At 54.7% G+C, this 497-nt stretch carries 2 protein-coding genes; both read left to right on the top strand.

Annotated features, from left to right (window positions below; translation table 11 throughout):
• On the top strand, nucleotides 1-300 hold a 300-nt coding region (gene rnpA, locus ACTHSP_RS21680; RefSeq protein WP_440346965.1), incomplete at its 5' end, for a ribonuclease P protein component.
• On the top strand, nucleotides 297-497 hold a 201-nt coding region (gene yidD / locus ACTHSP_RS21685; protein WP_440346967.1), incomplete at its 3' end, for a membrane protein insertion efficiency factor YidD. The genes rnpA and yidD, both read left to right, overlap by 4 nt.

The raw sequence follows: 497 nt of genomic DNA on the forward strand, positions 1-497 counted from the left end.
GATGATTTTTCATCCGTTTTTGCGTTGAAAAACCGACGCAGCCGCGATTTGCTGCAAGTCTCCCAGTCCGCAGACAACGCACTCGGCCATCCGCGCCTTGGTTTGGTCGTCAGCAAAAAGACCGCCAAACGCGCCCATGACCGCAATTATATGAAGCGCGTCATCCGCGACTGGTTCAGGCTGAATCAACACCAGCTGCCGCCGCATGATTTTGTTGTGCGCGTACGTCAGGCGTTTAATCGGGAAACTGCCCCTGAAGCCCGAGACCAACTTGCCCAGCTGATGAAAAAACGCCGATGAATACCCTGCTTTCCAAGCTCCTCCTTGCACTCATCCGCTTTTACCAATACTGCATCAGCCCCCTCATTCCGCCGTGCTGCCGCTATACCCCGACCTGTTCACAATACGCAGTCGAAGCCGTCAAAAAATACGGCGCATTCAAAGGCGGATGGCTGGCAATCAAACGCATCGCACGATGCCATCCTTTCGGCGGACAC

It is taken from the genome of Neisseria sp. P0001.S005 (genome assembly GCF_051963715.1).